This window comes from Staphylococcus cornubiensis (genome assembly GCF_900183575.1).
Lineage (GTDB): Bacteria > Bacillota > Bacilli > Staphylococcales > Staphylococcaceae > Staphylococcus > Staphylococcus cornubiensis.
On sequence record NZ_FXUZ01000003.1, the window covers coordinates 262620 to 288376 of the forward strand.

Consider the following 25757-nt stretch of genomic DNA (forward strand, 5'->3'; position numbering starts at 1 on the left):
TTATTATTTTAATATCTCTCATGAAAGTTACTCACCAACATGAGATAGATAATGTTATTTCCTTTATAAATCATTTCTTAGAAAAAATCAATTTAAAAACCAGTCGCTATTTGAGTTACCCTCAAGGGCGACGCGTCAAACTAAGATGACGAATTATTCACCTTTGTTCTTTTTGATGATTTCTTCAGAAATTGATTTAGGTACTTCTGCATAGTGATCGAAGTACATAGTGTAAGTACCGCGACCTTGCGTGTTAGAACGTAATGAAGTTGCATAACCGAACATTTCTGAAAGTGGTACATAAGCATTAACAACTTGTGCGTTACCACGTGGTTCCATACCATCTACACGTCCACGACGAGCAGTTACGTCACCCATGATATCACCCATGTACTCTTCAGGCATTTCGATAGTTACTTTCATCATCGGTTCTAAGATAACTGGATCACATTTTTTAGCAGCTTCTTTAAGTGCTAATGATGCAGCAATTTTGAAGGCCATTTCAGATGAGTCGACATCATGGTATGAACCATCAAATAATTTTGCTTTAACATCGATTAATGGATAACCAGCTAATACACCGTTTTCCATAGCGTCTTTAAGACCTTGTTCAACTGATGGGATGTATTCACGAGGAACTACACCACCAACGATAGCGTTTTCGAATTCGAAACCTGCGCCTGTTTCGTTTGGTGTGAATTCAATGTGAACGTCACCATATTGACCACGACCACCAGATTGACGAGAGAATTTACCTTGAACAGCAGCAGAAGACTTGAATGTTTCACGGTAAGATACCATTGGTGCACCCACGTTTGCTTCTACGTTAAATTCTTTCTTCATACGGTCAACGATGATGTCAAGGTGAAGCTCACCCATACCACCAATGATAACTTGACCAGTTTCTTCATCTGTGTGCGCTTTGAAAGTAGGGTCTTCTTCTTGAAGTTTCACAAGCGCTTGAGTCATTTTATCTTGGTCTGCTTTTGATTTAGGTTCAACTGATAAGTGAATAACTGGCTCTGGGAATTCCATTGACTCAAGGATGATGTCATTTTTCTCTCCACAAAGTGTATCACCTGTACCAGTGTCTTTAAGACCTACAGCCGCTGCGATATCACCAGAATATACAGTGCTGATTTCTTCACGTGAGTTTGCGTGCATTTGTAAAATACGACCTACACGTTCACGTTTACCTTTAGTTGAGTTTTTAACGTATGAACCTGAAGTTAAAGTACCAGAGTATACACGGAAGAAAGTTAATTTACCAACGTAAGGGTCAGTCATAACTTTAAATGCTAATGCAGCAAATTCTGCATCGTCGTCCGCTTTAGCGATAACTTCTTCATCAGGATCATCCGCACGATGACCAACGATTGGTTTAACGTCTAAAGGTGATGGAAGGTAGTCAATTACTGCGTCTAACATTAATTGAACACCTTTGTTTTTGAATGCTGTACCACAAAGTACTGGGTAGAACTCAACATCTGTTGTTGCTTGACGGATTGCGTCTTTAAGCTCATCAACAGTGATTTCTTGTTCTTCAAAGATTTTTTCCATTAAGCTTTCATTTGTTTCAGCAACAGCTTCGATTAATGCTTCACGTGCTTCTTCAGCGCGCTCACGGTAGTCTTCAGGAATTTCAGTTTCTTCAATTTCAGTTCCTAAATCATTTGTGTACTTGAAACATTTCATTGTTACTAAGTCAATGATAGCTGAGAAATCATCTTCAGCACCGATTGGTAATTGAATTGGTGCAGCATTTGCTTGTAAACGATCATGTAAAGTGCTTACAGCGTAATCGAAGTTAGCACCTAATTTGTCCATTTTGTTTACAAATACGATACGAGGTACACCGTAAGTTGTTGCTTGGCGCCAAACTGTTTCAGTTTGAGGTTCTACACCTGATTGCGCATCAAGAACTGTTACCGCACCATCAAGTACACGTAATGAACGTTCAACTTCTACAGTGAAGTCTACGTGTCCAGGTGTATCGATGATGTTAACACGGTGATCTTTCCATGCAGCAGTTGTTGCCGCTGAAGTGATCGTAATACCACGGTCTTGCTCTTGTTCCATCCAGTCCATTTGTGAAGCACCTTCATGTGTTTCACCAATTTTGTGGATACGTCCAGTGTAATAAAGAATACGTTCAGTCGTCGTCGTTTTACCAGCATCGATGTGCGCCATGATACCGATATTACGAGTGTTCTTTAAAGAAAAATCTCTTCCCATGGGTATTCTTTCTCCTTCCAGAATAATAGGATTATATGATTAGATATAGCTTTACCCTAAGCATGTATAGAACAGTTCAATCAATAGCTTAAAAGCAAGTTGATGGCGCTATACAGAAATTGCTCAGGGGATTCGCAAATATCTTACCAGCGGTAGTGAGCGAATGCTTTGTTCGCTTCAGCCATTTTGTGAGTGTCCTCACGTTTCTTAACTGCACCACCAGTGTTGTTAGCTGCGTCTAAGATTTCGTTAGCTAAACGCTCTTCCATAGTTTTTTCACCACGAAGACGCGCATAGTTTACTAACCAACGTAAACCTAAAGTAGTACGACGCTCTGGACGAACTTCTACAGGTACTTGGTAGTTTGAACCACCTACACGGCGTGCTTTAACTTCAAGTACTGGCATAATATTGTTAATTGCTTCATCGAAAACTTCCATTGCATCACGACCAGAACGTTCTTGAACTAAGTCGAATGCTGAGTAAAGAATACGTTGAGCAGTTCCACGTTTACCATCTAACATAATCTTGTTGATTAATTTTGTTACTAACTTAGAGTTGTGAATTGGATCTGGTAACACATCTCTTTTAGGTACTGATCCTTTACGAGGCATAATACAAGTCCTCCCTTCCTATTATAATATATTTGATTTCTTTCATCATGATTAAAAACGATTTTTACAATCTTTTAATCTTATTTTTTAGGTTTTTTAGTACCGTATAATGAACGGCTTTGCATACGACCGTCAACACCTGACGTATCTAATGCACCACGAACGATATGGTAACGCACACCAGGTAAGTCTTTTACACGTCCACCACGTACAAGTACTACACTGTGTTCTTGTAAGTTGTGTCCGATACCAGGGATGTATGCGTTGATTTCAATGTTGTTTGATAAACGCACACGTGCATATTTACGTAACGCTGAGTTTGGTTTTTTAGGAGTCATTGTACCCACACGTGTACATACGCCACGTTTTTGTGGAGAATTCAATTTAGTGAATTGTTTCTTTTGACTGTTAAAACCTCTATTTAAAGCTGGTGAATCAGATTTTTTAGTTTTGCTTTGTCTTGGTTTACGTACTAATTGGTTAATAGTAGGCATTCAAGTTTCCTCCTCTCTTCATTTCTTAATCCCACACATCCAGGTGGTTCATTTTTAGGTTAAATAAAATTTAGTAAGCATAATACTTACTAATCTCACTTGAGCAAAGCAACGACTGTTGCCTTTACATTTATACCAACATATTCTCCAAGTGCTTGTTGACTTGAAAAGAATTCGATAGGTATCTTATTTTGATTGGCAAAGCTTAACACGCGCGCGAGTAAATGCACATTCACATCTTCGCCTATAATCAGTTTGTTTACGCGTTGATTACGAAGCGCCTTTAACGTTTCCTTTAAACCAACCACGTAGGCTTGTTTGTCAAAGCGTGTGACTTTTTCATTAGACATTTACATATCCTCCAAAGTACTGCTTGCATCAACCTTTACTATATTATCATCTTAGCAAATCGTTCGTCAACAGTTATTCGAAAATATTCTATGATTTTATTGAAGATTTTAACAGTCAGTTCGAACGAGAAGTCACCGTTGCCGATGACCTCTGTTCAACTCACTGGAGATGAAATGTTATTCCACAGTTACTTGATTTTCAAGACCTGGTTGTGTCACTTCATCCTTTTCAATATCAACTTTACTGTAACGTTTCATACCTGTACCTGCTGGGATTAACTTACCGATAATAACGTTCTCTTTAAGACCGAGAAGATCATCGCGTTTACCTTTAATCGCGGCATCAGTTAAGACACGCGTTGTTTCTTGGAATGACGCTGCAGATAAGAAGCTTTCTGTTTCAAGAGACGCTTTTGTAATACCAAGCAATACTGGTTTTGCAGTTGCTGGACGTTTGCGCTCTTTGAATGCTTCACGGTTTGCATCTGTGAAGTTGTGGATGTCAACAAGTGAACCTGGTAATAATTTCGTGTCACCTGCTTCAATGATACGTACTTTACGTAACATTTGACGTACCATGACTTCAACGTGTTTGTCGTCAATTTCTACACCTTGCATACGGTAAACTTTTTGTACCTCTTTAAGCAAGTACTCTTCTGTAGCTGTTAAACCAGCGATAGAAAGGAAGTTTTTCGGCTCGATTGAACCTTCCGTTAAGACTTCACCACGTGCAACGGATTGACCGATTTCAACTTTCAGACGTGATGTTCCTGATGCAAGGTAAGAGCGTGTTTCGTTTGCACCTTTAACAACGATTTCTTGTTGTCTGTCTTTACCCACTGTAATGTTATCAATGACACCTTCAATTTCAGTAATCACTGCTTGACCTTTAGGGTTACGTGCTTCGAAAATCTCTTGGATACGAGGTAAACCTTGCGTGATATCGCTTCCGGCTACCCCACCTGTATGGAACGTACGCATTGTTAACTGTGTACCTGGCTCACCGATAGATTGTGCAGCGATAGTTCCGACTGCTTCACCTACTTCTACTTTTTCACCTGTTGCTAAGTTTTTACCGTAACATTTTTCACATACACCATGACGTGTGTTACATGTAAATGCAGAACGGATGTACATTTCTTCGATACCTGCATCTGTAATCTCTTTTGCAATTTCAGGTGTAATCAATTCATCTGGACGAATGATCACTTTGTCTGTCTCTGGGTGACGTACTGTTTCTTTAGAATAACGACCTTCAATACGTTCGATAAATGGTTCGATCATTTCTGTACCTTCTTTGATATCTGAAACGAGTAAACCACGGTCAGTACCACAGTCTTCTTCACGTACGATAACGTCTTGTGCAACGTCAACGAGACGACGTGTTAAGTAACCTGAGTCGGCAGTCTTAAGTGCTGTATCGGCAAGACCTTTACGCGCACCATGTGTAGAGATAAAGTACTCTAATACTGTTAAACCTTCACGGAATGATGATGTGATTGGAAGTTCGATGATTTTACCTGATGGAGCGGCCATTAAACCACGCATACCGGCAAGTTGCGTAAAGTTAGATGCGTTACCACGGGCACCAGAGTCACTCATCATGAAGATAGGGTTTGTTTTATCAAGAGACTTCATCAGTTTCGCTTGAATTCTATCTTTCGCATTTGTCCAAATTTCAATAACTGCGTTGTAACGTTCTTCTTCTGTTAATAAACCACGGTTAAATTGTTTTTGAACACGTTCAACTAATTTCTCAGACTCATCTAAAATCTCTTGTTTATCAGGTAATACCACGATATCAGCTACACCAACTGTAATACCTGCTTTAGAAGAGTATTTGAAACCTAAGTCTTTCATTAAGTCAAGCATCATAGACGTATCCGTAATGCTAAAGCGATTGAACACTTCTGCGATAATATTACCTAAGAATTTTTTGTTGAATGGTGGTACGAGTTCAGTGTTTTCAAAGTACTCTGCCAAACCACCTTCTCCAAGTTCAGACGCATCAACGAAGTATTTATCAGGCGTACTCTTTTCTAAGTTCGTCGCTGTCGGTTCGTTAATGTATGCAAATGAATCTGGAATAATTTCGTTAAAGATCACTTTACCTACAGAAGTTGTTAAGATTTTACGGTTTTGCTCTTCAGTAAATGTTGGGTTGTTGAATGATGACGCTTGAACCCCAATACGTGTATGCAAGTGAACATGTCCATTTGCATAAGCTTTAATGACTTCATTCGTATCATTGAACATCATACCTGTATTCACTGCATCTTTACGCTCTAACGTTAAGTAATAGTTACCTAAAACCATGTCCTGAGATGGTGTAACAACCGGTTTACCATCTTTAGGGTTCAAGATGTTTTGAGCAGCGAGCATTAACATACGTGCTTCAGCTTGTGCTTCTTTTGATAAAGGTACGTGAACCGCCATTTGGTCACCATCAAAGTCGGCGTTATAAGCTGTTGTTACAAGTGGGTGTAAACGAATCGCACGACCTTCAACTAAAGTCGGTTCGAACGCTTGGATACCGAGTCTGTGTAACGTTGGTGCACGGTTAAGTAATACTGGGTGTTCGATAATGACATCTTCTAATACATCCCAAACTTCATCTTCTGTACGCTCAATTTTACTTTTTGCGTTTTTGATGTTTGTCGCAATTTCACGTTGTACAAGTTCTTTCATGACAAACGGTTTGAACAATTCTAATGCCATTTCTTTTGGCAGACCACATTGATACATTTTCAAGTTCGGTCCTACCGCGATAACTGAACGACCAGAATAGTCTACACGTTTACCAAGTAAGTTTTGACGGAAACGACCTTGCTTACCTTTCAACATGTGTGAAAGTGATTTAAGCGGACGGTTACCTGGACCTGTTACCGGACGACCACGACGACCGTTATCGATTAATGCATCAACAGCTTCTTGTAACATACGTTTTTCGTTTTGTACGATGATGCCAGGCGCACCTAAATCTAATAAACGTTTTAAACGGTTGTTACGGTTGATGACACGACGGTATAAATCGTTTAAGTCACTTGTCGCAAAACGTCCACCGTCAAGTTGTACCATTGGACGAATTTCAGGTGGGATAATTGGTAGCACATCTAAAATCATCCATGCTGGGTTGTTACCAGAGTTACGGAATGACTCCACAACTTCTAAACGTTTAATGGCACGTGTTAAACGTTGACCTGTCGCAGATTCCAACTCGTCACGAAGTATTTTCAACTCTTCATCTAAGTTGATTTCTTCTAATAAGTCTTTAATCCCTTCAGCACCCATTTTAGCAGTGAATTGACCCGGGAATTTGTCATAGTAATCACGGAATTCTGCTTCTGAAAGTAATGTTTTCTTTTCTAAACCTGTTGGACCTGGATCAACCACAACGTATGAAGCAAAGTAAATCACTTCTTCTAATGCACGTGGTGACATGTCTAGTAAAAGACCCATACGACTTGGGATCCCTTTGAAGTACCAAATGTGAGACACTGGTGCTGCTAACTCAATGTGTCCCATACGTTCACGACGTACTTTTGATTTTGTCACTTCAACGCCGCAACGGTCACAAATCATACCTTTATAGCGTACACGTTTGTATTTCCCACAACTACATTCCCAGTCTTTAGTTGGTCCGAAAATTCTTTCACAGAAGAGACCATCTTTTTCTGGTTTTAACGTACGGTAGTTAATTGTTTCTGGCTTTTTAACCTCACCATATGACCAAGAACGGATTTTTTCAGGTGAAGCGAGTCCTATTTTCATGTAATGGAATTTATTTACATCAATCAAGGAGCCTACCTCCTTTAGTTTAAATTAACTGTGCTAGTTGATTGATTTACAATTTATCTCAAAAATGTTGCAGTATCGGACATGTATCGAAATCCAACCCCTCTCGCTGGATTCCGATATCATTTCCGAATGGATTAATCACATCTCCTACTCGTTCATAATGTACGAACGTAAACACTCAGTTACTCGAGCGTGTTGAGATTCGATTAGTCCGTCTACAATTCATCCTTATTCGTTAAATTCTTTTTGTGATTCAGGAACAGTTGAAGGTTGAATGTTGACTTTGCGATCTGGAATATCATCATCGTCTAAGTCACGCATCTCAATTTCATTGTCTTGTTCGTCCATCACTTTAACGTCAAGACCTAAACTTTGTAATTCTTTCATCAATACGCGGAATGATTCAGGAACACTTGGTCTTGAAATGTTTTCACCTTTAACAATTGCTTCGTAAGTTTTTACACGACCTACTGTGTCATCTGATTTGTATGTGAGAATTTCTTGTAATGTGTAGGCAGCACCGTATGCTTCAAGTGCCCATACCTCCATCTCACCAAATCTTTGTCCACCGAATTGTGCTTTACCACCAAGCGGTTGTTGTGTAACGAGTGAGTAAGGTCCTGTAGAACGTGCGTGAAGCTTGTCATCAACCATGTGTGCAAGTTTCAACATGTACATCACACCTACAGAGATACGGTTGTCGAATGGTTCACCTGTACGTCCATCGTAAAGGACAGTTTTACCATCACGTGCCATACCTGCTTCTTCAATTGTAGACCATACGTCATCATCGTTCGCACCATCGAATACTGGTGATGCAACATGAATACCTAAGTTTTTAGCTGCCATACCTAAGTGAAGCTCTAATACTTGTCCGATGTTCATACGAGATGGTACACCAAGTGGGTTCAACATGATGTCGATTGGACGACCATCTGGTAAGTACGGCATGTCTTCTTCAGGAACAATTTTAGAGATGACACCTTTGTTACCGTGACGACCACACATTTTGTCCCCTACATGAATTTTACGCTTTTGAACAATGTAAACACGTACGAGTTGGTTGACACCTGGTGAAAGTGAATCATCGCCTTCTTCACGGTTGAACACTTTAACATCAAGTACAATACCGCCAGCGCCGTGAGGTACACGTAATGATGTATCACGAACTTCTCGTGCTTTTTCACCAAAGATTGCATGTAATAAACGTTCTTCTGCAGTTAATTCTGTTACACCTTTTGGCGTTACTTTACCTACTAAAATGTCACCGTCTTTAACTTCTGCACCAACATAAACGATACCGCGATCATCTAAGTTTTTCAGTGCATTTTCAGATACGTTTGGAATATCACGTGTGATTTCTTCAGGTCCAAGTTTTGTATCACGCGCTTCTGATTCATACTCTTCAATATGAATAGACGTGTACACATCATCTTTAACCAAACGTTCACTCATGATAACGGCATCCTCATAGTTATAACCGTCCCATGTCATGAATCCAACTACGACGTTTCGACCTAACGCCATTTCACCAAGTTCCATTGAAGGACCATCAGCAAGGATTTCACCTTTTTCTACGACGTCACCAACTGCAATAATTGGGCGTTGGTTGTAACATGTACCTGAGTTTGAACGTTTGAATTTCGCTAATGGATAACGATCTAACGTACCATCCACTTCTTCACCGTTTTCTTCAACTAAACGACGGACTAAAATCTCGCTTGATTGAACATGTTCGACACGACCACGATATTTAGAAATCACGGCAGCACCTGAGTCACGCGCAGCAACGTGTTCCATACCTGTACCTACAAATGGAGATTCAGGATTTAACAATGGTACCGCTTGACGTTGCATGTTCGCACCCATTAACGCACGGTTAGAGTCGTCGTTTTCTAAGAATGGGATACACGCTGTCGCAGCTGATACAACTTGTTTCGGTGATACGTCCATGTAATCCATTTTTTCTTTAGCCATCGTTGTGTTATTACCACGGAAACGACAAACAATTTCATCATCAATAAAGCGACCATTTTCATCAAGGCGTGAGTTCGCTTGCGCTACAACATAGCTGTCTTCTTCATCAGCCGTTAAGTAGTCGATTTGGTCAGTGATTGTATTTGTTTCGATATCTACTTTACGATATGGTGTTTCGATAAAACCAAATTCGTTCACACGTGCATAACTAGATAATGAGTTGATCAAACCAATGTTTGGTCCCTCAGGTGTTTCAATTGGACACATACGACCATAGTGAGAGTAGTGTACGTCACGCACTTCCATTTGGGCACGTTCACGCGTTAAACCACCAGGTCCTAATGCTGATAGACGACGTTTGTGTGTCAACTCAGCAAGTGGGTTCGCTTGGTCCATGAATTGAGATAATTGCGAGCTACCAAAGAACTCTTTAATTGATGCAATCACTGGACGAATGTTAATTAATTGTTGTGGTGTGATGGAATCTGTATCTTGAATAGACATTCTTTCACGTACCACACGTTCCATTCTTGATAAACCAATACGGAATTGGTTTTGCAACAACTCACCTACTGAACGTAGACGACGGTTACCAAGGTGGTCGATATCGTCTGTGTAGCCAATACCATGTAATAAGTTGAAGAAGTATGACATAGATGCCACAATATCAGCCGGTGTAATACATTTCACTTCAGAATCTGGGAAAGCATTACCGATGACTGTTGTTGTACGTTCTTCATCATCATTTGGTACATAAACTTTAATAGACTGAATTTCTACAGGCTCATCAATGATACTGTTTGGAAGTTCATAGACTTGTGCATTCGCATTTGTTTCAAGAACGTCCATAATTTCATCTAATTTACGACGATCTAAAACTGTGCCCTCTTCAGCAACAATTTCACCTGTTTCTGTATTAACAATAGGTTCAGCTAATTTTTGATTAAATAGGCGGTGTTTTAAATGTAATTTTTTGTTTGCTTTATAACGTCCTACGCTTGCTAAATCATAACGTTTAGGGTCAAAGAAACGTGAATATAATAAGCTTTTTGCGTTTTCTACAGTTGGTGGTTCACCCGGACGTAAACGCTCATAAATTTCAAGTAACGCTTGTTCTGTATTTTCTGTGCTGTCTTTTTCTAACGTATTACGTAAATATTCATTATCACCAATTAATTCAATAATTTCTTGATCTGTTGAATAGCCTAATGCACGTAATAATACCGTTAATGGTAACTTTCTTGTTCTGTCGATACGCACATAAACGACATCTTTTGCATCAGTTTCATATTCCAACCAAGCACCACGGTTAGGAATCACTGTCGCATCATAGTTCACGCGTCCATTTTTATCTAACTTTTCATTAAAGTATACGGATGGTGAACGTACTAATTGTGATACGATAACACGTTCTGCCCCGTTAATAACGAATGTACCCGTTTCTGTCATTAATGGGAAATCGCCCATAAATACTTCTTGATCTTTCACTTCGCCTGTTTCTTTAATGATTAAACGAACTTTAACGCGTAATGGCGCTGCGTACGTTGCATCACGGTTTTTTGATTCTTCTAAATCATACTTCGGTTCACCTAATCTATAATCAACAAATTCTAATGAAAGATTTCCCGTGAAGTCTTCGATAGGAGAAATATCACGGAACATTTCTAATAAACCTTCTTTTAAGAACCAATCATACGATTTTGTTTGAATTTCAATTAAGTTTGGTAACTCTAAAACTTCCGAAATTCTTGCGTAGTTTCTACGTTTACGATGTCTTCCATATTGGACAAATTGACCTGCCAAACAGATTCACCCCTCAAAAATTGTGCGAACACTTTTCAGCCCTCATCATGTAACAAGACAAAAAGAAAACGGTAGCACATAAAACGATGACACCATTTTCTATTCTATAAGTCTTATTTTGAAATGTTACAATGAAACTTTAACCGTAAAAGTACACACTTATTGAACATAATTATTTCATCTTACGACTATACCATAAACAAGCATTAAAATCAAGATTTAACACTTTTTAAAATATGGTAGCCCTTACTATTTTTAATTGATTCGACATTACCAAAAACAGCTTCCATTTTTTTCTTCGCGGATGGCATGCCTTGCTTCTTTTGAATCACGACGTACAATTCACCGTTAGCCTCAAGCACACGATGCGCATCTACGAAAATTTGATGGACCACTTGCTTACCTGCACGGATAGGCGGATTCGTCACAACATATTGATGTGTTTCGTCAGCAACCTGTGATAAGCCATCACTTTCTTTGATGGTCACATTCGATAATTGATTGCGTTGTGCATTTTTCTCAGCTAAACCGAGTGCGCGGTGATTCACGTCTAACATTGTAATGTGATCATGTGGCGCAACTTTAGCGAGCATCAATCCAATAGGTCCATAACCGCATCCTACATCCACAATTGTCTTTTTTTGACCTGGCGGATGTGCATTAAGAAACGTACTCACAAGCAAGTCTGAGCCAAAGTCGACTTGATCTCGCGAAAAGACGCCCGCATCTGTAGTGAGATGGAGTTGATGTTGCTGATGAACGTATGTAATTTCTTTTTCGTTTGTAGCTGCATCGGGATGTGCATCATAGTAATGACTCATAGGCGTTGCACCTCTTTATTGTTTAATATTCAAAAACCCGCTATTACGTAATAGCGGGTTTTTCACTTATCAATGAATTATTTTAATTCTACTGAAGCGCCAACTTCTTCTAATTGTTCTTTAAGTTTTTCAGCTTCTTCTTTAGGCATAGCTTCTTTGATGATGCTTGGTGCACCGTCAACTAATTCTTTAGCGTCTTTTAAGCCTAAGCCAGTTGCTTCTTTAACTGCTTTAACAACTTTGATTTTTGATGATCCAGCTGAAGTTAATTCAACGTCGAATTCAGTTTTTTCTGCTGCTGCGTCTCCGCCTGCTGCACCTGCTACTGCAACTGGCGCTGCTGCAGTTACACCAAATTCTTCTTCAATTGCTTTTACTAAGTCGTTTAATTCTAAAACTGACATTTCTTTAATTGCTTCAATGATTTGCTCTTGATTAGCCATGTTTATTTTCCTCCAATTTGTTAATTTTTAATTGATTAATTATTCTGCGTTCTCTTCTTTGCTTTCTCCAACAGCTTTAACCGCATAAGCGAAGTTGCGCATTGGTGCTTGTAATACAGAAAGAAGCATAGATACAAGACCTTCGTGTGATGGTAATGAACCAACAGTTTTCACTTCGTCAGCAGTGATGACACTACCTTCCATGATACCTGATTTGATTTCTAAAGCTTCGTGTTCTTTAGCGAATCCAGCGATAACTTTAGCTGGTGCAACCACATCTTCAGTTGTGAATGCGACTGCTGTAGGACCAGTTAAGAACTCGTCTAAGCCTTCAATACCAGCTTTCTCAGCTGCACGACGTAACATTGTGTTTTTGTACACTTTGTACTGAACATTTGCTTCACGTAATTGCTTACGTAATTCTGTTACTTCTGCTACTGTTAAACCACGGTAGTCAACAACTACTGTAGAAACAGAACTTTTAAGTTGATCAGCAATGACATCAACTTGTTGTTTTTTCGCTTCGATGATTCCAGACATTTTGACACCTCCATAGATAAGTTTTGGGTGCTTTAATAATTAAGTGTTCACTTAAATTAAAAAAACACTTTTTACCCACGGCAAAAAGTGCTTGAATGATTTAACGTTCAAGTCCATTTTAGCCTCGGTAGGATATTGTTTTAAGTTCTTTCATGAACTCCTACTGTCTTAGGTAAAATATTCAACAGAATTTAATATAAAGGTTTTCGTGTCATTCGTCAACCTTTTTTCTAATTTACGATGCACTTAATGATTAAACGAAACGCCAATCATTAAGTGCGCATTGAATTATAGTTTGAAAGTTGCAGTATCTACTTTGATACCAGGACCCATTGTAGTTGTCACTGCAACAGATTTGAAGTAAGTACCTTTAGCTGAAGATGGTTTTGCTTTTGTTAACACATCTTGTAAAGTTTTGAAGTTTTCAACTAATTTTTCAGTTTCGAATGAAACTTTACCGATAGAAGCGTGAACAATACCTGCTTTTTCAGCACGGTATTCAACTTTACCAGCTTTGATTTCTTCAACAGCTTTTTTAACGTCCATTGTTACTGTACCAGTTTTAGGGTTTGGCATTAAACCTTTAGGTCCTAATACACGACCTAATTTACCAACTTCACCCATCATGTCTGGTGTTGCAACAACAACATCAAAGTCGAACCAACCTTGTTGGATTTTGTTTACGTATTCAGCATCGCCTACATAGTCAGCACCTGCTGCCTCTGCTTCAGCAATTTTGTCACCTTTAGCGAATACTAATACACGTTGTGATTTACCAGTTCCGTGTGGTAATACGACTGCACCACGGATTTGTTGATCGTTTTTACGTGTATCGATACCTAAACGGAATGCAACTTCTACTGAAGCATCGAAGTTAGCGATAGACGTTTCTTGAGCTAAACGAATTGCTTCTTCAACAGTGTATAGCGCTTGGCGATCAACTTTATTTAAAGCTTCTTGATACTTTTTACCTTTTTTAGCCATTTTTTGTCCTCCTTTAGTGGTTTTATCGGAATGTCCTCCCACATTAACTTGCCTTAATAGCAAGTTGAGCGCAGATAGCCCTTTGCGTCAATACGCTTCGAATGATGATATGTGTCATTAAACATAGGCCTACCTGCGTTCGCTTTCGAAAATTTATCGTATCATTTTTGTTAATTGTCAATATGTTGATAATTACTCAACAACAATACCCATACTACGTGCAGTACCTTCAACGATACGCATAGCTGCTTCTTCGTCAGCAGCGTTTAAGTCAGGCATTTTAGTGTTAGCAATTTCACGTACTTGATCTTTAGTTACTGTTGCAACTTTGTTTTTGTTTGGTTCACCAGAACCTTTTTCAATACCTGCTGCTTTTTTAAGTAACACTGCTGCAGGTGGTGTTTTAGTAATGAATGTAAATGAACGGTCTTCATATACATAAATTTCAACCGGAATAATTAAACCTGCTTGTTCTTGTGTACGTGCGTTAAATTCCTTTGTGAAAGCCATAATGTTCACACCGGCTTGACCTAATGCAGGACCAACTGGTGGTGCTGGGTTTGCTTTACCTGCTGGAATTTGTAACTTAACTACTTTTTCTACTTTTTTAGCCACGATGTGCACCTCCTTGATATCGTGATGTGGTCACAGGGCTCATTTTTGCCCTCCCACTCTTAACATTTCGTGACGAAATGTAGCGCTATGAATGCGCGACCTCGTTATTATAACATTCGCGTTAACTTAATACAACACATTTTTTGTAACATTTTATACTACAATTAAAGTTTTTCGATTTGATCGAATTCTACTTCAACAGGTGTCTCTCTTCCGAACATGTCTACGAGAACAGTAAGCTTAAATTTATCTGCTTCAATTTCGTGGATTTCACCGACTTGGCTTGCGAACGGACCAGACGTAATACGAACCTGCTCACCTAGCTCGACTTCTACATCGATAGATTTTTCGTTCATTCCCATTTGTTTAAGGATAAAACGTACTTCATCTGGTAATAATGGGTTTGGTTTTGAACCAGCACCTGCTGAACCTACGAAACCTGTTACACCAGGTGTATTTCTTACGACGTACCATGATTCATCTGTCATGACTAACTCTACTAATACATAACCCGGAAACGTCTTCTTCATTTGCTTTTTCGCTTTACCATCTTTAACTTGTGTTTCTTCCTCTTCTGGAATGACGACTCTAAAGATTTGCTCTGTCATATTCATTGATTCGACACGTTTTTCTAAATTCTTTTTAACTTTGTTTTCGTAACCAGAGTAGGTATGTACTGCATACCAACGTTTTGCGCCTAGCTCTTCAGACATGCTGACAACTCCTCATTCCTATTTTATCATTTCTATTAACTGACCAATTCCGATATCTAAACCCCAGAAAAATAACAAGAAGAACATTACTGTCATCACTACAATTGTTGTATACTTCACAAGCTCTGGACCTGTTGGCCAACTTGTCTTTTCCATTTCGGATTTAACGCCTTGGAAGAAGCTTTCTTTTTTCGGCATAATCTATTCCCCTCCAATTATTTGGATTCTTTATGAAGTGTATGCGTATTACATTTCGCACAAAACTTTTTCAGTACGAATCGCTCCGTCATGTTCGGCGATTTCGGCACATGATAGTTTCGATTTCCACATTTTTCGCAATTTAACGGCACTTTTTTCAACATTTCTCACCTTGCTTCTATAATACCAGTTTACTATACATAAGTTTATATTCAATTGTCAAACCACTTTCTTACGTAACGAGGCTTTTCAATTTTTGTCGAATTCGGTAAAGCGCGTTATAAACTTTTTTATCCGAGATATCCAGTTCACGCGCAATTTCTGCAGGGCGCCACTCAGCAACAAGGTAATCGAGTACACGCATTTCAAATGGACTCAATTGTTGAAATGTCTGTTGCAATGTCTCTTGAATATAATGGAGGTATTCATGACTGTGGCGTTGTTGTTCGACTAACTGTGTCTGGTAACTCATTGCATACCCTTCGACATAATCTTCAAAAATACGTTGATGGGTCAATTTTTTGCGTCGATAGTCAAGTTTGCGCCGATAAATTGTACGGTTAATATAGTGTTCGAACGGAATACTAAAATGAAACTGCTCGCTTTGTAGCTTTTGATAAATCGCGAGTATCACTTCTTGCACTAAATCATCACAATCTGCTTGAGCAACACTAAAATCACCAAAACTTTTTCGAGCGATAACTTCAATATGTTTAATTAATTTTTCCATTGCTTCGGGTTGCTGCTGTTGGGCTTGTTGAACGGTTTCTGAAACAATATCGTTTGGATTAGGGATCTGTGCCATAAAAACTTTTCCTCACCTTCGACCAATGATGCCTTATCATATCTGTCAAAGGTGTTCATCCACAACTTGCAAAAAGATTATTCTTGAGACTCACCACGTCTTATTTTTTCAAATTCAGAAAGTAACTCTTCTGACAACTGAATCCGTGTACGTGGCTTCGTTTCACCAAATTCGTCCATAGATTTTGTCACGCTGTCTTTATTTTCTTTTAAATGACGCCACATCTCTCTTGAGGATAAACGGTAAGCTCCTGTACCAAAAATCGCATGTTGCTCACTCATATCACTCGTGACGACCGTAATATGTGTCGTATGCTTATTATAAATGTTATAGACGTAGCGCTCGATAAAACTATCTGCTGTTTCGTGCTCTTTAGTAAATACGACATGTACACCATGATACACATACTCAGACTGCGGCGTTCCTCGATCATAAGCATCAAACACACAGACGATTTTACCTTTCGTGACTGCACTATAGTTCGAAATTTCGATGAGTAATTGTTCTCTCGCTTCTTCTAAACTTTCTTTAGCGACGCGACTCAATGCTTGGGACTGACCAATCATGTTATATCCATCTATGATTACGTAATAGTCCTTCATCATTTACTTGTCACCGCCAATAGGTTGACGTTTACGAAATACTTCATACATCATCAAACTTGCTGCGACTGATGCATTTAAACTATTTACATGTCCGACCATTGGGATTTTAATGTAGAAATCGCATTTTTCTTTAACACGACGACTCATCCCTTGGCCCTCACTGCCGATCACAATAGCTAGTGGCATGTCAGCTTGCATTTGGCGATAATCCGTTGCGTTACTCGCTTCTGCACCCGCAATCCAATAACCTTTATCTTTTAACACATCCATCGTTTGCGACAAATTCGTCACACGAATGACAGGGACATGCTGAATGGCACCCGTCGATGCTTTGGCTACCGTTTGCGTCAAACTGACCGAACGACGCTTAGGAATAATAATCCCATCCACACCTGTCGCATCAGCTGTTCTTAATATTGAACCTAAGTTGTGCGGATCTTCCAACCCGTCTAAAATCAGTACCGTTGACAAGCCTTCTTTTTGTGCTTGCTCGGCTAAAAATTGATTCAAATCCGCATATTCATATGGTGCAACATATGCCGCAACACCTTGATGGGGTGCATTGGCAAGTTGGTCTAATTTTGATTTTGGGACCGTTTGGACGACGAGTTTTGATGATTTCGCAACTTTTAAAATATCTTCAATTTGCTGTTTCTTAATCCCTTCTTGAATTAAGATTTTATTAATTGTATGTCCTGATACGACTGCTTCTCTCACTGCATGACGGCCCACAATAATTTCCGAGTCCATGGATTTCAACGCCTTTCTTCAACATTTTCAACAATCACTTTTAATAATGCTTCCAATCGTTCTTCTTGTTGATCTAAATATAAAAAACCAATCACCGCTTCTAAACCTGAACTTTTACGATACGTTTGGACATCTGTGTTTTTCGCTTTTGTATAACTTTTCGCATTTCGTCCACGTTTTACAATCGCAAGTTCTGCTTCATTAAACCAATCTTCTGCTATCAAATTTTCTAGCGTGATTGCTTGGCTTTTAGCTGAAACAAACCGTTTTGCTTCGTGATGAAGACGATTCGGTTTACTTTGCAGCTTCAAAATAATATAAGTGCGGACGTATTGATCAAGCACCGCATCCCCAACATAGGCAAGTGACAGTGGGTTGAGTAGCTTTGCATTTGTCGGCTTATCCACGTTTGTATCTCACACCTTGTGGCGTATCTTCTAAAATGATGTTTTGTGCTTTTAATTGATCACGAATTTCGTCTGCACGTGCATAATCTTTCGCTTTACGTGCTTCGTTACGCGCTTCAATCAGTTGTTCAATTTCTTCGTCGAGTAATCCTTCCTCTTTGTTCGAAGTTAATGGCACACCTAATACGTCGCTAAAGATTGCGAACACTTCTTTAAAACGTTGGATGACTTGTGTTGATGTATTATCTTCTAATAAATATTTATTCGCAAGCTTCACTAAATCATACCAAGCTGTAATCGCATTTGCTGTGTTAAAGTCATCGTCCATGACCGTTTCAAACTGCGTCAAAATCGCGTCAATTTGTGTTAACATCGCGTCGTCGTCGGTTAAGTCTGTCGCCACAGCTTCACGTTCTATCAACGCTTGATAACTGTTACGAATACGTTCTAAACCACTTTTCGCCGCTTCTACAAGCTCTAAATTATAGTTGATTGGGCTTCTATAATGGACGCTAATCATGAAAAAGCGTAACACATCTGGATCAACCTCTTTAATAATGTCGTGCACTAAAATAAAGTTTCCTAAAGACTTACTCATTTTTTCATTATCAATATTGATAAAACCGTTGTGCATCCAATAATTTGCAAATGTCTCATGGTTATGTGCTTCTGACTGCGCAATCTCGTTTTCGTGGTGCGGGAATTGTAAGTCGCTTCCGCCTGCGTGAATATCAATCGTAGGGCCTAACTTTTCAAACGCCATGACTGAACATTCGATATGCCACCCTGGACGCCCTTCACCAAATGGACTGTCCCAACTGATTTCACCTGGTTTCGCCTTTTTCCAAAGTGTGAAGTCTAACGCATCTTCCTTATTTTCACCTTGTTCAATACGGGCACCCACCTTTAAATCATCAATAGATTGGTGACTCAACTTACCATAATCTTCAAATTTGCGCGTTCTGAAATAAACATCGCCACCACTTTCATATGCATAACCTTCATCTACTAACTTTTTAATGAATTTAATAATGTCGTCCATATGATCCATCACGCGTGGATTCGATGTTGCTTTTTTAACATTGAGCGCTGCTGTATCTTCATAAAAGGCTTGAATGTAACGCTCAGCAATCTCTGGCACTGTTTCGCCCAACTCTTGCGAACGCTTAATTAATTTATCGTCAACATCTGTAAAGTTTGAAACGTAATTCACTTCATAGCCTTTATATTCGAAGTAACGGCGGACCACGTCATAGTTAATTGCTGGACGTGCGTTCCCGATATGAATGTAGTTATACACCGTTGGACCACACACATACATTTTCACTTTTCCGGGTTCAATAGGCTGAAATGCTTCTTTTTGACGTGTTAATGTATTATATAATGTAATCATCTTTAATCTCTCCATTTTTAGTTTGTTCAAGTTGTCGTTCAAGTTGTTTGAGTTGCTCATAGATTGGGTCAGGTAAGTCGAGATGATCAAATGTCTTACCGATACGTCTACCGTCTTGTTTCACGATACGCCCTGGAATACCTACAACGGTAGAGTAGCTCGGAACATCTCTCAATACGACAGTGTTCGCACCAATATTCACATTGGAATGCACCTTAATGTTACCTAACACTTTGGAACCTGCTGCGATGAGGACATTATCACCAATATCAGGATGGCGCTTTCCTTTTTCTTTGCCAGTCCCCCCTAATGTTACACCTTGATAGATAGTCACATTGTCGCCAATCGTACAAGTTTCACCGATGACCACACCCATACCATGGTCAATAAACAAGCGGCGCCCAATTTTAGCACCTGGATGAATTTCAATCCCTGTAAAAAATCGAGAAACTTGAGAAATCACTCTTGCAAGTACATAGCGTTTCTTTTGATATAAACGGTGTGCAATCAAATGACTCCAAACCGCATGTAAACCGGCATAAGTTGTAATGACTTCTATCGTTGAGCGTGCTGCCGGATCTTGTTCAAATACCATTTTGACATCATCCATCATACGTCGGAACACAATAACCCCTCCTTCAAACAGCATTACAATTTTTATCTTTATTACCAAACCGAAAAACGAGCCCATCTTCTACTATAACGATGCCTCTAAAATGCGCCATCGTCTTATTTAACAAAACTGAAAAAGCACCTCCAACATGAAATATGTCAGAGGTGCGATATGTGCACGGTTCCACTCTCAATTAGTATATGTTCAAGGCCGAAGCTTTTGATGCATATACTCACTCAATTGTTTATTCAATTCTCATCCTAAAGGTGCATTCAACAAATTTTGCGGTGTACTCCCACCAACCGTACACTCTCTGTTTGACACGCCATTTGTCTACTTGTCCTTTATTCTATTCAAATCCACTTTAATAGTAGTCGATTTTCTGAATGATATCAAGTGCGAAAAATGAACACACGCTTTTTTATAATAAACTTTGAATACGGCGAAGGACTTTATCTTTGCCTAATACTTCCATTGTGTTTGGTAACTCAGGTCCATGCATTTGACCTGTAACTGCTACACGGATTGGCATAAATAATTGTTTCCCTTTGATGCCTGTTTCTTTTTGGACTTCTTTAATCACTTTTTTAATTTCAGCAGCTTCAAAGTTTTCTAAAGTTTCCAGCTTACCGTACAATGTTTGCATTAATTCTGGTACTTGTTCACCATTTAATACTTCTTGTGACGCTTCATCCAATTCTTTTTCATCGCGGAAGAACAACTCTGATAACGGTACAATCTCACCCGCGTAGCTCATTTGTTCTTGATACAGTGCAACCAATTTACGGCCCCAATCCAACTCCGCTTCTGATGGCGATTCAGGTAATAAGCCCGCTTTAATCATATGTGGCAATGTCATTTCAAACACTGTCTCAGCATCTTTTTCTTTCATATATTGGTTGTTAATCCACTCTAATTTTTGTTTATCGAAAAATGCTGGTGATTTTGATAAACGTTTTTCAGTGAAGATGTTGATGAACTCGTCTTTAGAGAAAATCTCTTCTTCACCTTCTGGAGACCAACCTAACAACGCAATAAAGTTGAATAATGCTTCTGGTAAGTAACCTAAATCACGATATTGCTCGATAAATTGTAAAATTTGGCCATCACGTTTACTTAATTTTTTACGTTGTTCATTAACGATTAAAGTCATATGTGCAAAACGTGGAGGTTCCCAGCCAAATGTTTCGTAAATCATTAATTGTTTAGGTGTGTTAGAAATGTGGTCGTCACCACGGATAACGTCAGAGATTTCCATGTAATGATCATCGACTGCTACTGCAAAGTTATACGTAGGTACGCCGTCTTTTTTCACGATAACCCAGTCACCGAAGTTATCCGATTCGAATGTGACAGGACCTTTCACCATATCATCGAACGTGTATGTTTTATTTTGAGGAACACGGAAGCGAATGGCTGGCTTACGTCCTTCAGCTTCAAACTGCTGACGTTCTTCTTCAGTCAGATGCGCATGTTTTCCACCATAACGTGGCATTTCACCACGCGCGATTTGCTCTTGACGTTCTGCCTCTAATTCTTCTTCTGTCATGTAACATTTGTACGCTTTATCTTCTGCTAATAATTGGTCCACTAATGGTTGATAAATTTCACCGCGTTCTGATTGGCGATAAGGACCATAACCTTTATCTTTATCTACAGATTCGTCCCAATCAAGACCTAACCATTTCAAATTATCGAACTGTGATGATTCACCGTCCGCTAAGTTACGTTTAGAATCTGTATCTTCAATACGGATGACAAAATCGCCATCGTAATGTTTCGCGAATAAATAGTTAAATAATGCCGTACGTGCGTTACCAATATGCAAATAGCCAGTTGGACTTGGCGCATATCTTACTCTCACTCGGTTACTCATTTCGTTCACTCCTGTTTCATTGTTCAATTGTTATATTATAGCATGTCATACACATTTATGCATGTTACATTTTTATGATGTTGTCGCAGTTAATGACACAATTGCTTGAGCGGCAATCCCTTCTTGACGCCCTGTAAAACCTAACTTTTCGCTCGTTGTCGCTTTCACATTCACACGCTTCACATCGATAGCAAAGAGCCCCGCAATGACTTCGCGCATTTGATCAATGTAAGGACGGAATTTCGGTTTCTCTGCAATAATCGTCGCATCGATGTTGTTGATGACATAGCCTTCTTGTTGAACTTGGGCATATGCCTCTGTCAATAACTTTTTCGAATCTGCACCTTTAAATTGTGGGTCCGTATCTGGAAATAGCTTACCAATATCACCTAATGCGCATGCCCCTAACATCGCATCAGTAATCGCATGAAGTAATACATCGGCATCGCTATGACCTTTCAAGCCATGCGTATGTGGTACCTCAATACCGCCAATAATTAAAGGGCGTGTTTGATCAAATGCATGCACGTCATATCCTAAACCAACTCTAAACATGATGATGTCGACTCCTTTTTTCTAATATTGCTTCTGCATACGTTAAATCTTCTTCAGTCGTTAATTTAATATTATCATAATCACCTTCAACCATATAAATGCGTTGACCGTATGCTTCGATTAATGAGGCATCATCTGTACCCATCATCTTTTGCGTCTCTGCATGTGTGTATGCTGAAGTGAGTAATTCAAATGTTGCACCTTGAGGCGTTTGCACTTGCCATAATGTTGACCGATCCAATGTTTCTGTGACAAATTGATCCGAAACACGTTTAATCGTATCCTTCGCTTTCACACCGACAATCGCCGCACCATGTGTTTGAATAGCCGCCGTCACCTCATGAATCGTGTCGTGTGTTACAAATGGGCGCGCCCCATCGTGCACGAGCACAATCGTATCGTTTGAAAGATGGATATTGCGCAACACTTGATGAATACTTTCTTGACGTGTATCGCCACCCAGCACCAACTGTTTCACTTTAGAGAAAGGTGCTGTTAACGTTTGAAGTTGTGCGCGATCTCTTTCGTGAATGGCCAAATGAATCCCTTCACATTGGGTATCAGATTGAAAAACAGCCAGCGTATGTTCTAACACGCTGCGCCCAGCAACTTCAATGAGCAATTTATTGTACGTACGCCCCATACGACTGCCTGTACCCGCAGCTGGGATAATGACGTGATACTTCGACATTTATGCTCCCACCTTCTTTGCAAAAATAATGCGTCCTGATGCAGTTTGTAACATACTGATGACTTCAAGTGTAATCGTTTGGTTCACATATTGTTTCGCATCATCCACGACCACCATTGTGCCATCATCAAAATAACCTACACCTTGACCAGGTTCTTTACCAACTTTTGTAATCATCAAATCAAAACGATCCCCTTGATGGACTTCAGGGCGAATCGCATCAGATAAATCATTGACGTTTAACACTTTTATCCCTTGAATACTACACACTTTATTCAAATTATAATCCGTCGTAATGACATGCGCACGATAATGTTGCGCGAGTCTCACAATCAGGTCATCAATGTCTTGGTGATTGCGTTGAGGATGAATAATACGCGTCGGATGTTGCGACAGATGAATTGCATTTAAAATTTCTAAACCACGTCGCCCTTTATCACGCTTAATACTGTCATTCGCATCCGCCACCACTTGCAATTCATTAATCACACCTTGAGGAATGAGAATTTCACCATCAATAAAGCCCGCTTCCATAATTTTTAAAATGCGTCCATCAATAATCGCACTCGTATCGATAATTTTCGGCACAGCATTTCGGGCATTAATCGCCATCGAACGCGCCATATTTTCCGGTAAAAACAACAGCATTTCATCACGCTTTTTGAGTCCAAATTGAAAACCGAGATAACTTAAACTTAATGTGAGTAGGATAGGGACGATACGGTTAATAAAGTCAGTCCCGATAAATTCAAGAATAAAGGAAATCATGACAGATATCAGTAAGCCCATAAATAAGCCAATTGTCGCGAAGATAATTTCAATAGCACTATAACCTAAAATAAATTGCTCTAAGTCTTTCATCGCATAGGCAATACGAGGAATAAACCAACCAAATATTAAAAACATAATCACAATGCCTAATACTGATGTCACGTAACTATTATCTAGCATCGGGGGATGACTGACGTTAAAATCAACCATCACGGCAGGAATTAATATAATCCCTAACACACTACCAATAATAATATAAGACACGATAACTAATAATTTAATAAAATTCACCTTTATCATCCCTCCTTTCTAATTTTTGAGTGCATATTTCAATGCTTCATTCACAGAAGTAACGCCAATCACTTCGATCCCTTCCGGAAATTGCCATCCACCAATATTATTTTTAGGAATAATCGCACGTTTAAACCCAAGTTTTGCCGCTTCTTGGACACGTTGCTCAATTCTAGAAACACGGCGGACCTCTCCAGTCAAACCGACCTCGCCAATATAACAATCGAGACCGTCTACAGCCTGGTCTTTAAAACTAGAAGCCGTCGCAATGACAATCCCTAAATCGACAGCAGGTTCAGAGAGTTTGACACCCCCTGCTACTTTAATGTATGCATCTTGTTGCTGTAATAAATAACCTTCTTTTTTCTCTAGTACCGCCATTAACAGACTGAGACGATTGTGATCAATACCAGTTGCCATACGTCTCGGATTGTTAAATGTCGTCGGTGTGACAAGCGCTTGTACTTCAATCAGCAACGGACGTGTGCCTTCCATTGTTGCGACAATCGTCGAGCCTGCCACATTCGTTGTACGTTCTTCTAAAAACATTTCTGACGGGTTGAGCACACTTTTCAATCCTGACTGCTTCATTTCGAAAATGCCCATTTCATTCGTGGAACCAAAACGGTTTTTGACCGCTCTTAAAATACGATACGCATGATGCTCATCGCCTTCGAAATACAACACCGTATCGACCATATGTTCAAGTAAACGTGGACCAGCGATTTGTCCTTCTTTCGTCACATGGCCAACAATAAACGTCGCAATGTTCATTTGTTTCGCGATATGCATCAAACTTTGCGTACTTTCACGAACTTGAGACACAGAGCCAGGCGCCGAGCTAATTTCAGGATGATAAATCGTTTGAATAGAGTCCACTACGATTAAATCAGGTTTTACCTTTTTCACCGCTTCATGAATGACCATTAAATCCGTTTCCGCAAACACGTTCAGTTGACTCGCATCTTCATCCAAACGGTCTGCTCTAATTTTAGTTTGATTGAGTGATTCTTCCCCAGTCACGTATAGTACATTTTTCTCTTTAGATAGCGCTGCACACATTTGCAGTAACAGTGTAGACTTCCCTATTCCTGGATCTCCACCAATCAGTACGAGTGACCCTTCTACAATACCGCCACCGAGTACACGGTTCAGTTCACCACTATTCGTTTGGATACGGGGCGCAAGTTCTTGTTTAATTTCATTGAGCTTTTGTATTTTAGCCGTACCACTTTTTTGCGCCCTCACCCCGTGTTTAGGACTCGCAGTTTTTTGTTCAAAAGATTCCTCCATTGAATTCCAAGCACCACAGTTCGGACATTTTCCCATCCATTTAGGTGATTGGTAACCACAGGCCGTACATTCAAAAATTGTTTTCGTTTTTGCCACTCTGACACCTCCGTCTCTTCCTATAA

The 25757-nt window shown here is 39.5% G+C and carries 25 protein-coding genes and 1 other annotated feature; all 25 genes read right to left on the minus strand.

Translation table 11 applies throughout. From position 1 onward, the window contains the following. Positions 1-153: 153 nt before the first annotated feature. Positions 154-2235, minus strand: a complete 2082-nt coding sequence (fusA, locus tag CCE82_RS05860; protein WP_086428480.1) for an elongation factor G — start codon at positions 2233-2235, stop codon at positions 154-156. A gap of 143 nt (positions 2236-2378) precedes the next feature. After that, the gene (rpsG, locus tag CCE82_RS05865) at positions 2379-2849 is read right to left on the minus strand and encodes a 30S ribosomal protein S7 (RefSeq protein WP_014614746.1); all 471 of its coding nucleotides are present in this window, start codon (positions 2847-2849) and stop codon (positions 2379-2381) included. A gap of 80 nt (positions 2850-2929) precedes the next feature. After that, positions 2930-3343, minus strand: a complete 414-nt coding sequence (gene rpsL / locus CCE82_RS05870; protein WP_014614747.1) for a 30S ribosomal protein S12 — start codon at positions 3341-3343, stop codon at positions 2930-2932. Positions 3344-3438: 95 nt separating this feature from the next. Further along, complete coding sequence (locus tag CCE82_RS05875; protein WP_086428481.1) at positions 3439-3693, minus strand: ribosomal L7Ae/L30e/S12e/Gadd45 family protein; 255 nt, start codon at positions 3691-3693, stop codon at positions 3439-3441. A gap of 177 nt (positions 3694-3870) precedes the next feature. Further along, positions 3871-7491, minus strand: a complete 3621-nt coding sequence (rpoC, locus tag CCE82_RS05880; protein ID WP_086428482.1) for a DNA-directed RNA polymerase subunit beta' — start codon at positions 7489-7491, stop codon at positions 3871-3873. Positions 7492-7719: 228 nt separating this feature from the next. Further along, positions 7720-11271 (minus strand): DNA-directed RNA polymerase subunit beta, encoded by a 3552-nt coding sequence (gene rpoB, locus CCE82_RS05885; RefSeq protein ID WP_086428483.1) that lies wholly within the window; start codon positions 11269-11271, stop codon positions 7720-7722. A 212-nt stretch (positions 11272-11483) separates the two neighbouring features. Beyond that, a complete protein-coding gene (locus tag CCE82_RS05890; protein ID WP_086428484.1) occupies positions 11484-12092 on the minus strand; it encodes a class I SAM-dependent methyltransferase in 609 nt (202 codons plus the stop codon). 77 nt (positions 12093-12169) lie between these two features. After that, positions 12170-12535, minus strand: coding sequence for a 50S ribosomal protein L7/L12 (gene rplL, locus CCE82_RS05895; protein WP_019169066.1), 366 nt, complete (start codon positions 12533-12535; stop codon positions 12170-12172). A gap of 39 nt (positions 12536-12574) precedes the next feature. Next, positions 12575-13075 (minus strand): 50S ribosomal protein L10, encoded by a 501-nt coding sequence (gene rplJ, locus CCE82_RS05900; protein ID WP_019166677.1) that lies wholly within the window; start codon positions 13073-13075, stop codon positions 12575-12577. Between the two features lie 49 nt (positions 13076-13124). Next, positions 13125-13266 (minus strand) — a sequence feature (ribosomal protein L10 leader region). Positions 13267-13363: 97 nt separating this feature from the next. Then, positions 13364-14059, minus strand: coding sequence for a 50S ribosomal protein L1 (gene rplA, locus CCE82_RS05905; RefSeq protein ID WP_014614754.1), 696 nt, complete (start codon positions 14057-14059; stop codon positions 13364-13366). Positions 14060-14251: 192 nt separating this feature from the next. Next, positions 14252-14674: a 50S ribosomal protein L11 gene (gene rplK / locus CCE82_RS05910; RefSeq protein ID WP_086428485.1), complete on the minus strand. Its 423-nt coding sequence runs from the start codon at positions 14672-14674 to the stop codon at positions 14252-14254. Positions 14675-14838: 164 nt separating this feature from the next. Continuing rightward, on the minus strand, positions 14839-15387 hold the full coding sequence (nusG, locus tag CCE82_RS05915; protein WP_014614756.1) for a transcription termination/antitermination protein NusG: 549 nt from the start codon (positions 15385-15387) through the stop codon (positions 14839-14841). Positions 15388-15405: 18 nt separating this feature from the next. Next, positions 15406-15585 (minus strand): preprotein translocase subunit SecE, encoded by a 180-nt coding sequence (gene secE / locus CCE82_RS05920; RefSeq protein WP_086428486.1) that lies wholly within the window; start codon positions 15583-15585, stop codon positions 15406-15408. Positions 15586-15602: 17 nt separating this feature from the next. Then, entirely contained in the window at positions 15603-15746 is a 144-nt protein-coding gene (gene rpmG, locus CCE82_RS05925) for a 50S ribosomal protein L33 (RefSeq protein WP_167370966.1), read from the minus strand. Between the two features lie 71 nt (positions 15747-15817). Next, on the minus strand, positions 15818-16390 hold the full coding sequence (locus CCE82_RS05930; RefSeq protein WP_086428488.1) for a sigma-70 family RNA polymerase sigma factor: 573 nt from the start codon (positions 16388-16390) through the stop codon (positions 15818-15820). 77 nt (positions 16391-16467) lie between these two features. Beyond that, positions 16468-16992 carry an NYN domain-containing protein gene (locus tag CCE82_RS05935; RefSeq protein ID WP_086428523.1) on the minus strand — a complete coding sequence of 175 codons (525 nt, stop codon included), beginning with the start codon at positions 16990-16992 and terminating at the stop codon, positions 16468-16470. 3 nt (positions 16993-16995) lie between these two features. Beyond that, a complete protein-coding gene (gene rlmB, locus CCE82_RS05940) occupies positions 16996-17745 on the minus strand; it encodes a 23S rRNA (guanosine(2251)-2'-O)-methyltransferase RlmB (RefSeq protein WP_086428489.1) in 750 nt (249 codons plus the stop codon). A gap of 5 nt (positions 17746-17750) precedes the next feature. After that, positions 17751-18152, minus strand: coding sequence for a Mini-ribonuclease 3 (locus CCE82_RS05945; RefSeq protein ID WP_086428490.1), 402 nt, complete (start codon positions 18150-18152; stop codon positions 17751-17753). Beyond that, positions 18145-19545, minus strand: a complete 1401-nt coding sequence (cysS, locus tag CCE82_RS05950) for a cysteine--tRNA ligase (RefSeq protein WP_086428491.1) — start codon at positions 19543-19545, stop codon at positions 18145-18147. The genes CCE82_RS05945 and cysS overlap by 8 nt, the downstream gene beginning before the upstream one ends. Then, positions 19529-20194 (minus strand): serine O-acetyltransferase, encoded by a 666-nt coding sequence (gene cysE, locus CCE82_RS05955; protein ID WP_206184377.1) that lies wholly within the window; start codon positions 20192-20194, stop codon positions 19529-19531. The genes cysS and cysE overlap by 17 nt, the downstream gene beginning before the upstream one ends. A gap of 385 nt (positions 20195-20579) precedes the next feature. After that, complete coding sequence (gene gltX, locus CCE82_RS05960) at positions 20580-22034, minus strand: glutamate--tRNA ligase (protein ID WP_086428493.1); 1455 nt, start codon at positions 22032-22034, stop codon at positions 20580-20582. A 72-nt stretch (positions 22035-22106) separates the two neighbouring features. Further along, positions 22107-22589 (minus strand): 2-C-methyl-D-erythritol 2,4-cyclodiphosphate synthase, encoded by a 483-nt coding sequence (gene ispF, locus CCE82_RS05965; RefSeq protein ID WP_086428494.1) that lies wholly within the window; start codon positions 22587-22589, stop codon positions 22107-22109. Continuing rightward, positions 22582-23280 (minus strand): 2-C-methyl-D-erythritol 4-phosphate cytidylyltransferase, encoded by a 699-nt coding sequence (gene ispD, locus CCE82_RS05970; RefSeq protein WP_086428495.1) that lies wholly within the window; start codon positions 23278-23280, stop codon positions 22582-22584. Before ispD ends, ispF begins: the two co-directional genes overlap by 8 nt. After that, positions 23281-24342 (minus strand): PIN/TRAM domain-containing protein, encoded by a 1062-nt coding sequence (locus CCE82_RS05975; protein WP_086428496.1) that lies wholly within the window; start codon positions 24340-24342, stop codon positions 23281-23283. It lies immediately after the preceding gene. A gap of 18 nt (positions 24343-24360) precedes the next feature. Then, positions 24361-25731: a DNA repair protein RadA gene (gene radA, locus CCE82_RS05980; RefSeq protein WP_086428497.1), complete on the minus strand. Its 1371-nt coding sequence runs from the start codon at positions 25729-25731 to the stop codon at positions 24361-24363. Positions 25732-25757: the final 26 nt, after the last annotated feature.